The sequence below is a fragment of the Microcoleus sp. genome (genome assembly GCF_049646505.1).
Taxonomy (GTDB): domain Bacteria; phylum Cyanobacteriota; class Cyanobacteriia; order Cyanobacteriales; family Microcoleaceae; genus Microcoleus.
Map to the genome: position 1 here is coordinate 21,167 of NZ_JBARVX010000067.1, position 10,910 is coordinate 32,076.

11 protein-coding genes and 1 pseudogene are annotated in these 10,910 nt (G+C 42.8%); 7 read left to right on the forward strand and 5 right to left on the reverse strand.

Annotated elements, in window-relative coordinates:
- Positions 1-138: 138 nt before the first annotated feature.
- From WBA89_RS03515 to WBA89_RS03535, 5 genes are read left to right on the forward strand one after another with little or no spacing between them, the layout of a single operon-like run.
- Positions 139-384, forward strand: a complete 246-nt coding sequence (locus WBA89_RS03515; RefSeq protein ID WP_424404129.1) for a hypothetical protein — start codon at positions 139-141, stop codon at positions 382-384.
- A gap of 5 nt (positions 385-389) precedes the next feature.
- Positions 390-797 (forward strand): retropepsin-like aspartic protease family protein, encoded by a 408-nt coding sequence (locus tag WBA89_RS03520; RefSeq protein WP_424404131.1) that lies wholly within the window; start codon positions 390-392, stop codon positions 795-797.
- A gap of 27 nt (positions 798-824) precedes the next feature.
- Positions 825-1,625: a 2-succinyl-6-hydroxy-2,4-cyclohexadiene-1-carboxylate synthase gene (gene menH, locus WBA89_RS03525; protein ID WP_424404133.1), complete on the forward strand. Its 801-nt coding sequence runs from the start codon at positions 825-827 to the stop codon at positions 1,623-1,625.
- A gap of 11 nt (positions 1,626-1,636) precedes the next feature.
- A complete protein-coding gene (locus tag WBA89_RS03530) occupies positions 1,637-2,659 on the forward strand; it encodes an o-succinylbenzoate synthase (RefSeq protein WP_424404137.1) in 1,023 nt (340 codons plus the stop codon).
- Positions 2,638-4,077 carry a 2-succinylbenzoate--CoA ligase gene (locus tag WBA89_RS03535; protein ID WP_424404139.1) on the forward strand — a complete coding sequence of 480 codons (1,440 nt, stop codon included), beginning with the start codon at positions 2,638-2,640 and terminating at the stop codon, positions 4,075-4,077. Before WBA89_RS03530 ends, WBA89_RS03535 begins: the two co-directional genes overlap by 22 nt.
- Before the next feature lie 188 nt (positions 4,078-4,265).
- Here WBA89_RS03535 and WBA89_RS03540 read toward each other — a convergent pair whose 3' ends face one another.
- The 4 genes from WBA89_RS03540 to WBA89_RS03555 all read right to left on the reverse strand — a co-directional run bounded on the left by WBA89_RS03540 (position 4,266) and on the right by WBA89_RS03555 (position 8,183).
- Positions 4,266-5,237 (reverse strand): putative 2-dehydropantoate 2-reductase, encoded by a 972-nt coding sequence (locus WBA89_RS03540; RefSeq protein ID WP_424404141.1) that lies wholly within the window; start codon positions 5,235-5,237, stop codon positions 4,266-4,268.
- Between the two features lie 234 nt (positions 5,238-5,471).
- Positions 5,472-5,885 (reverse strand): acyl-CoA thioesterase, encoded by a 414-nt coding sequence (locus WBA89_RS03545; protein WP_424404143.1) that lies wholly within the window; start codon positions 5,883-5,885, stop codon positions 5,472-5,474.
- Between the two features lie 308 nt (positions 5,886-6,193).
- Positions 6,194-6,640, reverse strand: coding sequence for a tellurite resistance TerB family protein (locus tag WBA89_RS03550; protein WP_424404155.1), 447 nt, complete (start codon positions 6,638-6,640; stop codon positions 6,194-6,196).
- A gap of 238 nt (positions 6,641-6,878) precedes the next feature.
- The gene (locus WBA89_RS03555) at positions 6,879-8,183 is read right to left on the reverse strand and encodes an ATP-binding protein (protein WP_424404145.1); all 1,305 of its coding nucleotides are present in this window, start codon (positions 8,181-8,183) and stop codon (positions 6,879-6,881) included.
- Between the two features lie 126 nt (positions 8,184-8,309).
- On the opposite strand from WBA89_RS03555, the gene WBA89_RS03560 reads away from it, so the two are divergent.
- On the forward strand, positions 8,310-8,633 hold the full coding sequence (locus WBA89_RS03560; RefSeq protein ID WP_424404147.1) for a TMEM14 family protein: 324 nt from the start codon (positions 8,310-8,312) through the stop codon (positions 8,631-8,633).
- Positions 8,634-8,929: 296 nt separating this feature from the next.
- Here WBA89_RS03560 and WBA89_RS03565 read toward each other — a convergent pair whose 3' ends face one another.
- The gene (locus tag WBA89_RS03565; protein WP_424404149.1) at positions 8,930-9,952 is read right to left on the reverse strand and encodes a hypothetical protein; all 1,023 of its coding nucleotides are present in this window, start codon (positions 9,950-9,952) and stop codon (positions 8,930-8,932) included.
- Between the two features lie 120 nt (positions 9,953-10,072).
- On the opposite strand from WBA89_RS03565, the pseudogene WBA89_RS03570 reads away from it, so the two are divergent.
- A pseudogene (locus tag WBA89_RS03570) lies at positions 10,073-10,910 on the forward strand (hypothetical protein); the annotation flags it as partial.

Below are 10,910 nucleotides of genomic sequence, written 5' to 3' on the forward strand. Positions count from 1 at the left end.
CAATTCCGGTAAAATGGAGGTATGGTTTGCTAAGCTGAGGGAGTTGGCGGAGTTGGTAAAGTTGAGCGACTTCTCAAAATCTTCTTTAGTTTAGCAATCCGTACCTCACATTGAATCGTAAAAAAAGAGAATTAAACCATGAGTACGCAAACAGAAATTAGCCGAATTCTGAGCCTAGAAGAAATTTTTAGCCTGTATCCTGATGAGTGGGTACTCATCGTCAATCCTGAATTAGATGAAGAATTAAACGTGATTCGAGGGGAAGTTTTAGCCCATGCAACAGAACGCGATGAAATTTACAGTAAACTTTCATTAAGGAATGGAAAATCTGTCGCAATAGAGTATACTGGCTCGATACCTGATAACATAGCAGTAATGTTGTAACGAAAATGCCAGATTATCAGAAAGTTTACCGTTTGTTGCGTTACGGCCAAAATTTGCTAGCCGTCCAAGCAACTGTTGGCAGTAGAGAAGGTGGCGATTTTGTGCGGGTGCGTTTATTGGTAGATACGGGTTCTAGCTTCACAATATTGCCAGTTCAAGTATTAGAAACTCTGGGTTACGATACGCGCAATCCTTTACGCAGGCAAGAATTAGTTACAGGTCAAGGAAGAATCTATGTTCCTGTAATTAACGTATCTTGGTTTAATTGCGTGGGTCAATTAATAGAAAATTTTGAGATAGTTGCCCACGATATACCGCCAAATATCCGCATTGACGGTCTTGTTGGTATGGACTTTCTCACTCGTTTTCAGGCAGTTATTTCTGTTGGTAATGCGGAAATTAGATGTAAGTAAATCCGGCAATTATAGCAAGAATTGTATATGGAAAGATTTAAAAATTATCAATTTTACTATTCCTTAACTGGCAACAAAAATCAGCCAATAATTTTATTATTGCACGGATTCGCGGGCAACAATCAAGATTTTAGCAGCGTTATTTCCTTACTATCTCACAAATATTGCTGTCTGGCAGTTGACCTTCCAGGTCACGGAAAAACCAGAGTAATCGGCGACGAAAGTTGCTACAATATGTCAAATACAGCCCAAGCGTTGATAGACTTATTAGATGATTTACAAATAGACAAATGTTTGTTGTTGGGCTATTCAATGGGCGGGCGATTGGCGCTGTACATGACATTACATTTTCCTGAAAGATTCGAGAAAGTTGTGTTAGAGTCAGCTTCTCCGGGATTGAAGAGTGAAAAAGAGCGATCGCACAGACTGCAATCCGATTTACAACTAGCACAAAAACTGGAAAATAGCAACATTAAAGATTTTATTTTAAACTGGTACGATCGCCCTTTATGGAAATCCTTAAAAAAATCTCCCAAATTCGACCAACTCATCGAAACCCGCTTAGCAAACAATCCCTTAGAATTAGCCAAATCCCTCCGCAACCTGGGAACCGGCAACCAACCATCTCTTTGGAAAAAACTAACACAAAATCAAATCCCTCTCCTCTTGCTAGCGGGAGAAGATGATGAAAAATTTACAACTATCAATGCAGAAATGGCCAGCTTATGTGCTGCGGCTAATCTAGCCATTATACCAAAAGCAGGTCACAATATCCATTTTGAAAACATTGATCAATTTGGATCGGTTGTGAGACAATTTTATGCTTAACTACAAAACAAATGCTATATAAATTCGAGTTTCGCACCTATCAGCGAAAATTTAAGCGCCCGCTGCGAACGAGTCACGGCATTTGGGATATTCGAGAAGGAATTATCCTGCGACTTATTGATGAAAACAATCGCATTGGTTGGGGAGAAATTGCCCCTTTAAGTTGGTTTGGTTCCGAAACTTTTGAGCAAGCTTTAGATTTTTGTCACCAGTTACCTGCTAATATTTCATCAGAGAGGATTTTGGCGATTTCTGCTGAATTACCAGCTTGTCAATTTGGCTTTGAGTCAGCACTATCAAACGAGCAAAATTCACCCCCCCCAACCCCCCCTTGCCAAGGGGGGGAGAAAAGCGAAAATTTAAGTCAGTACAGCGGTTTATTGCCTGCTGGTGAAACAGCTTTGCAGGTTTTACCAATGCTTTGGTTGGAGGGACATCGCACGTTTAAATGGAAAATTGGTGTTGCTGAAATTGAACAAGAATTAAAGATTTTGCAGCAGCTAATTGCATCTATGCACGATTTGGGCGATCGCAAATCGGCACTTTTGCGCTTAGATGCTAATGGCGGACTCACCTATTCCGAGGCCGAAAAATGGCTGGAAGCTTGCGACAAAGTAAAAGCAACTCCCGACTTGGCGGCAGATATTGAATTTTTGGAACAGCCGCTGCCGATCGCCCAGTTTCAGGAAATGGTAGAATTGAATGCTATTTATGCAACGGATCTCGCCCTAGACGAATCCGCAGCCAACCTCGATCGCATCCAAGAATGCTACAGCCAAGGTTGGCGGGGAATTTTCGTCATTAAACCTGCGATTTGCGGTTCTCCATCCCAACTGCGAAACTTTTGTCAAACTCACAATATAGACGCAGTTTTTTCATCAGTATTTGAAACCAAAATCGGCAGACAAGCCGCCTTAAATTTAGCAACAGAATTGTCTATAAATAATAGAGCCCTAGGCTTCGGTACCGATAGCTGGTTCGACGACAATCAAGACACCTGGTTAAAGCATCTATGGCAAAAAAAATCACAGTAAATAGTCTGAATCTACCCTTTGAATTGCCCGATAATTGGCTTGTCGGTTGTGACAGCGGCGAATTTGCCCGAATTGTCGATCGGCAATTTCAACAAATCACCAAAAACCCCGCAGGAGAAACACCTCCAAAGATTTGCATCGCAGAATCAGAACCCCTGCAATTTCTTGCCAGTTTCATCAGCGCCCGCGCCGCCAAATGCCCAATTTTTCTCTGCAATCCCAACTGGGTAAAACAAGAATGGGAACAAGTCTTTGATTTAGTCCAACCAGACCTAATTTTAGGACAAAATGCTGAGTTAAAAAAAATATTCCCCTCTCTTACAGTCCGCGAAGGCGGACTTCGTTTGTATAGCCGCGAATTCCATTCGCCGGGATTCCATTCACCCGGTCAAAACGGTTTTGATAACATCATGATTCCCACCGGCGGTTCATCGGGAAAAATCCGTTTTGCCATCCACACTTGGGAAACACTAACCGCATCAGTCGAAGGTTTTCAAGAATATTTTCAGCTTGACAAAATTAACTCATTCTGCGTTTTGCCATTATACCACGTCAGCGGTTTCATGCAGTTTGTGCGATCGTTCACCACAGGCGGAAAACTGGTAATCCAGCCGTTCAAAACACTAGAATCCGGCGAAAAAGCCGATATCGAACCAGAAGAATTTTTCATTTCCTTAGTTCCAACTCAACTGCAACGGCTGCTGCAAAACCCAGATACAGCTAATTGGTTGTCCCGGTTTCGTACCGTACTTTTGGGCGGTGCTCCCGCTTGGCCCGAACTTTTGGCAACAGCTAGAAACTATCAAATCAAATTAGCACCCAGTTACGGCATGACAGAAACCGCCTCACAAATTGCTACACTCAAACCCGAAGATTTTCTCGCAGGCAATAACAGTTCCGGTCAAGCTTTACCCCACGCAAAAATAACAATTCGCAGTCCCAAAGGTGAGATTTTGTGCTACAATCAAATTGGAAATATTGCAGTTAATGCTAAATCTTTAGCCTTGGGTTATTATCCTGAAAAATTTGGCAATCGCGAATATTTCCAATTAGACGATTTAGGATTTATTGACCGCAATAACTACTTAAATATCGTCGGACGCAGCAGCGACAAAATTATCACCGGCGGAGAAAACGTATTTCCTGCCCAAGTCGAAGCCGCAATTAAGAATACTAATTTAGTTGCCGATGTTGCTGTAATTGGCTTGCCAGACAAAGATTGGGGTCAAGTCGTGACAGCGATTTATGTTCCCGCTAATTCCGAAGTTACTGTCACAATTTTGCAAGCGGCAATCGAAGATAAGTTGAGCAAGTTTAAGCGACCGAAATATTGGGTAATAGTCGAACAATTGCCGCGCAATTCTCAAGGCAAAATCAATCGAGAACAATTGCAAGAAATTGGACTAAAATATCAATAATTATTAGGCGCAATCAATGCAGAAGGCAGAATTTTCCATGCTTATTTCTGACAACAGTCAACAGTCAGTAGGGGCGGTGGATGGTGCGGGCCCGCCCTCTTAACAGTCAACAGTCAACAGTCAACAGTCAACAGTCAACAGTCAACAGTCAACAGTCAACAGTCAACAGTCAACAGTTAACTGACTAATTACGACAAACCTAACAGCCTTCTCGTCCTCTCAGCTTCCTGCCTTTGAGCGTCCACAAACTTCAACATTCGGTAAAGTACCTCTATTTGTGGCAACTTAACACCTGCTTTTTCAGCTACCCGTATCGGATTGCCAAAAATCGCCTCTACTTCCAGGGGCCGCGATTCATCGTAATCGATTTTCATGCTAGTGCGGTAAGGCTTCATTTTGTGAGTGTGTTCCAGCATATCTGCGATAAAACTATCGGGAATAATCCGATCGCAACTTTTAGCCGCGGCTATCACTTCCGCCATGATTTCCTCAACCAAAATCACAGTATCTGGATTACCCATCAGTTCGTCAGTTCTCGCCTTTAAAAGCACAGACAGCCCGTTATAAGGAATATTCCAAACCAGCTTTTTCCACCTTGAAAATAGTAAATCTTCGCTCATTTCTATGGGAATCTCAGCCAGTTGAAAATCCTCAGCAATTTGGTGCAATCTGTCAGTAATACCGATGGCTTTGTAGTCTTGGGCATATTCGCCCAAGGTAATAGTACCGTAATCGAGGTGGGAGACGTGACCGGGCCCAATTTTATAAGAACACAGAAAACACAGCCCGCCAATCACTCTTTCTGCACCGACAATTTGAGCAATTTGCGGTTCCGCGTTCAGTCCGTTTTGTAATACTAAAACAACGCCGCTATCCTTTAATAAAAGAGGCAATATTTTGGGCAATAAATGATTTTGAGTTGTTTTCAGCGCTACAATTACTACGTCGCACTGAGGCATTTTGCGCGCGTCGTGGTAGGCGCGGACTTGCGGGAGGATGAAGTCGCCTTCGGGAGACTCGATTATCAAACCCTGTTTCTTGACGGTATGGTAATCGCTACGCAGCAAAAAATTCACTTCTAAACCTGCTTTTTGCAGTTTAGCACCGTAGAATCCGCCTACAGCTCCCGTACCGATGATGGCATAATTGCGATTTGTCATAAGAAGTCATTAGTCATTGGTCATTAGTCATCAGTCATTGGTCACTGGTCATCAGTCATTAGTCATCAGGAAGAAGGAAGAATGCTTAGAATTTCTCGTTTTTGATTTGTCTGTATTTTACGTTTAAGTAAGTGGAACTACTTAAACGGAAACAAGTTAGAAGAAGTTTTAAACTAAACAGAAATTTGACTGCCATTCCCTGCTATTATTTAAATATTGAAGTTATCTAAAGTTTCAACTCTCAAATTGCCTCAACCACTGGATTAAGTCTTCAGATAGCTGTTTTCTAGTTCGCGTCGCTGCATCGATGCAGACGTGCTTAGTAAGAGCTTTAGCCGCGCTTCTTCCTGCAACTTCCCCAGAAAATACTTGATAGGCAATTTCAAATTCATCGCCAGCTATTTGTTTGGGCGTTAGTTGAATTATCAGCCGATCGCCCGCAAACATAGGGCGATAAAAATCTACAGTAGCATGAATTACGGGCAAAGCTGCTTCCCGATTGCTAAAAAACGCTTTGAGATTGATTCCCGATGCTGCTAGAGATTCCTCGTAAGCTTCGTGGCACACCGCCAAAACGTTGGCAAAGTAAACGACTCCAGCAGCATCGGTATCTTGGAAGCGAACAGTGCGGTTGTAAGTGAAAGGCATTTCAAGCTGTTTTGAGTTGTGAGTTTTGATGAAAAAATCTTGTCTTTTTTTAACAGGATTTACGGGTGTCGAAAGCCGACTTATACAAATATTTTTAATCGATAACGATAAATATTCGTATAAACCGGGTTTCTGAGGTTAGGGTGCGTAATACCAAATTCATAAAGTTATGCTGCTACCGAAAGTTTGACTCCCCCCCGAAATCGCGGGGGGGTTGGGAGGGGGTAAATATGTAGCGCTATTTTATGAATTTGGTATAAGTCCTATTGAAGTCAAAACTCCTAAATTATTCTTTGCGATATTCTTTCTTAACCTTTGTTTTTAATCAACATCACGTCTATAATCTTGAGTGCAATTTCTTCGGAAAGCCCCAAGGAACTGTAAAGAGCGTTTAACAGTTGTTCTTCTTCTTCCGACACTTCGCCATCTGCTAAAGCGATGTCAGTTGTCACAGCAAAAACTGTTTCTTTCAGTTCGTCTGGAAGTGTTGCCAAAGCCGCATTAAACAGTACCTCGACTCCTTGTCGTTGCAGAATCATCAGCAGGCGATCGAGCATTTTTCTCATCACGTCATCGGGATAGCTGCGGAACAGTTGCATCCGAGATAGCGTCATGCTAATCGCTTTACTTTCGCTGTCATTGATGTAACCGTCGGCTGCTACGGCAATTAGCGCGATCGCCGCAAATGCTTCGGCAGGCCCTAACGTTACGTCCGTTTGTTGGCGAGTCTGCGATACTTTATCAAATAAACCCATGATATTTTCCTCATTATTTAGTGGTGGATTCATGGAGTCCCGACGGGCTTGGACTCTGGAGAATTCAGCGGGAATTTTGCTAATTATATCAAATCTTGTTAGTTATTTATTATCAATAAAATTATGAAAAAATTAAGATTTTTTCTTGCGCCCTGCGGCGATGGGAGGGCGGGTTTATTCAGAGCCTGAATTCCCTTCCCATATATCGGGTAAAAACCGCCCTCCCAGCCCGGCCAATCTACTTGTCAAAAAGCGCTAAATCTGCTTTCAGGAAATCAACAAACTGCCGCGCAGTCCTTCCCGATCGCCCGTTGCGACGAGTTGCCCATTCCTTAGCCCGGTGCTCCAAATCTTCAGCAGCGAGCTTGATTCCAGCAAGTTTGGCCAGATGTCCGACAATTGTTAAATAAGTGTTTTGATCCGCCGGTTCAAAAGTTAAAGTCAAGCCAAAGCGATCGCTAAATGAAAGTTTTTCCTGCACCGTATCCCAAGCGTGAACTTCATCTCCGTCGCGGGGGCGAGGCCTGTCATCAAAAAACTCTCGAATTAAATGCCGTCGGTTAGATGTGGCATAAACTACCACATTTTGAGAGCGCGCGGTGACATTTCCTTCTAAAACTACTTTCAAGGATTTAAAAGCATCATCATCTTCCTCAAAAGAAAGGTCATCGACAAAGATAATAAACTTTTGAGGAACTCCCCGCAACTTGTCAACAATTAGCGGCAAATCTTGCAAATCCGATTTAGATACTTCAATCAACCGCAAATTGCGAGATCCAAATTCATTTAACAGCGACTTCACCAAAGAAGACTTACCAGAACCGCGACTCCCGTAGAGCAAGACGTGCAAAGCCGGATAACCCGCCAGCAAAAACTCCGTATTTTTCACCAGAGCATCGCGCTGCCAATCGCAGCAAACCAACTCTTTCAAATTTATGGCATCTGGATGCGAAATACTCGCTAACTGCCCGGAACGCCAGCTAAAAGCGCGATATTCGGCAAACAAACCAGTACCAAATTTTCGGTAATATTCTGCCAAAGATTCCGCAGCGCCGGCCCATTTTTCCAGTTGTCCGTGCAGGGGTTTATCGCCCGGTTCTGCTACAGTTTCGCAATGCCAAATCGGAGGCACTGCGTCAAGTTGACCCGCTACCCGCACCCACTTGCTCAACTGTTCGCTGCTGCATTCGTAAATATTTTGCAGCACTTGTAAATCGTGTCGGGCGGCCTCTACCAAAGCGGGCGGCAAACTCGCAAAATCTGTTTGTTGAGCCTTGCGTGAAAAGGGATTTTCGTCTTTGAGAATTTCCCAAATCAGAGCATCTTTCCAACTCAGATTTTGAGCGGCCTGAACTTTGAACCAGTTGCCGTAAGCCACCTGACAGTCTAAACCGCTGACTTCGCTGTGGTGGAGAGCTTGCAGCAAGTCGAGAAATGCTTGAGCTGCGGGGCTTGTGAGGACTGATTGATACAGCAGCAGGGATGCTGCTTGGCGCTGGAGGTAACGGATTTGGGCGATCGCACCAGAGGTTAGGGCTGACATAAGGGCAATTGTATAACAGTTAGATATCTTGACTGGGTTTAATAAATTTTCTAACAATTTGTGACCGAAATAGCAGGTCTCGCTGTATAAACTTAGATGCAAAGAGTAAAATTGTGAGGATTAAAAATGAATTTAGGTATAACAGCGGCGATCGGCTACGGCGTTTTGACACTGATTGGCGGCATCATGGGTTACATCAAAGCCAAAAGCCAAGCCTCCCTCATTTCCGGCCTGATTAGCGGTTCGCTGCTAATTTTTGCCGGCACCGCCCAACTCATGGGACAAAGTTGGGGTTTAACATTAGCAGCAGCCATCTCTGCTGTTTTAGTAGTAGTCTTTATTTTACGGCTGGTCAAAACTCGCAAGTTCATGCCTGCTGGAATGCTGATTTTAGCTAGTTTGGCATCTTTGGGCGCGATCGTTTACGAAATCGGCGGTCAATATCAATAATCAGTTGACTGTTGATTGTTGACTGTTAACTGTTGACTGTTGACTGTTGACTGTTGACTGTTGACTGTTGACTGTTGACTGTTAACTGTTAACTGTTTACTGTTGTTAGTGGTTATTTGTTAATTATTAGTTGTTCGTTCTAATAACCAATAACCAATAACCAATAACTACTAACCAATAACCAATAACCAATAACCACTAACCAATAACCAATAACCAATAACCAATAACCAATAACCAATAACCAATAACCAATAACCACTAACCAATAACTACCAACCAATAACCACTAACCACTAACCAATGACTGCTTCAATATACTGCTGAACTTCCCTGAGTTGCAGCCGCTGGTATTCCATCCAATCTTTTTCCGCCAGTCGCTGTTGAGCTGTTTCTTGCTGGTACCGCGCCTGCTTTTCTAAAAAATTATTGTAGAACATCATCGCTTTTTCAACGGTGTGAATTGCCAGTTTCACGCGGTCATCAAAAATTTCTACAATCAAATCATCCATGATTGACTCAATCACTTTACAAGACTCTTCAAAATCGATCAAACTGATTCCCATTTTACTTTTGTGAACCAGAGTTTCTACAGGATATCTCAGCGTTTCTTTAAAATTTTTTAGGTAAGACTCCGGCAAATATTTCAGAGGTTCCGTAAACTTCGATACAATCTCGCCACCTATTGATTGCAGTCGCTCTCTAAATCTAAATTGACTGTGGAGGTCGAAGCATTCTATACACAATTCAATTTTTTCTATATCAATAGACTGTAATTCTTTAAAAATTAAATTAAGTTCATTTTCAACAATCAAAATCACTCGTTCTGCCTGATAATCTACTTCACTCCGCAACTCTTTGTGCAAATTATCTTGTTCAAAAAAACCGATAGTATCTCTTTGAAACACTTGATGATTTGTGTCCCACAAAAACCACTGATTTTTTATCTTGGTAGTTTTCTCGCTCCAGGATTTCCGAACTTTAACAACAGCATCATATTTGCCCTGTTTTCCTAAATTGCGAATTCTTACATCGCATCCGCTTAGTTCGCCAATTTGCTCCCATACCTCAACAGGAGATGCTCCAGCAATTCTCGGCTTGCTATTCCAGACATCTTCAGCCTGAGATATATCTTTGAAACATACCTCAACTAACTCCTTGAGTCTGAAGGCAGACTGCTTAATTTCGTCAATGCAGCGTTCCACATCTAAGTTTAGGTGGGTAGCTGACTGTTTAATCTCCACGGATTTATATTCGTCTGCCAACAATCGATCGCTAAACTGGGTAATAGCCTGAAATACCTTGAGATACTCATTCATTTCCTTTCCTTCCTCATTTCCCTAAATAGCATACAATACAGAACATCTGCCTTTTTGAATACCAACTGAGTCACACCATTTTAGATTTTAGATTTTATATTTTAGAATTGGGAATGGGGAATGACAGATGACCTAACGGTGTGGAACACGGGCTTCATCAGTTGTATTCTTTTTTTAAACTGGTGTCACAACATGGATTATCTGTTCACCCCTGCTACTCAGGATCGACTCAATACTGGCCACCTCGTACAACCTGTCGCCAAAACAGGAAAATTGCTCCCCGCAGCTAGAGATCCGGTGACAGGGGAGTTTGTCGAGATCGCAAAAGTTTTTTATCCATCAACAACTGCAACTCTATCCGATCGCGGAGTTTTAGGACTGCTCGCAGGGTTAGCCGGAGGCGGGCCCGTGCAGCCGTTGGTAGCTCCCGTGTACGTGACTGTGGCACCGTTGCAGCTTGCTCAAACTCATCAGGGGTTTCAAAAAATCTACAGGATGCTTAACTGTCTAAAAATTAATTTGGCAGTGATGCAAGCAACTGTTGCTGTGATTGGTATTGGCGCTGTATCGAGTGCAGTTTTGTCGGCAGTAAACTTCGACCAAGTATTAAAAATTAGAGAAGAAGCCAAGCATCAAAAGCTAAAAATCAAAGACGGGTTTATCGATCTCAGACACATCCTTAAGGAGCGGGGAGTTGAGGTGATTCAGCAGATTTTTAAGGTCGCTCACGACTCTAATTTTGCACTGCACCGTCAGAAACTGGTTGACGGTTATGAGATTTTTTCTAAGGCTGTCAAACGCTGTCAGTCTGCTTTGACATTGCCCGATATTAAACTTCGGAATTCCGAAATTAGTAGCGGGCGGGAAATGCTGTTTGAGGCTTTAAACATTTACGAGCGTCCCAGTTTGTTGGAGGGGCTGTCTTCTGCCGGACAGATCCGGCAAATGGAATGTGTTT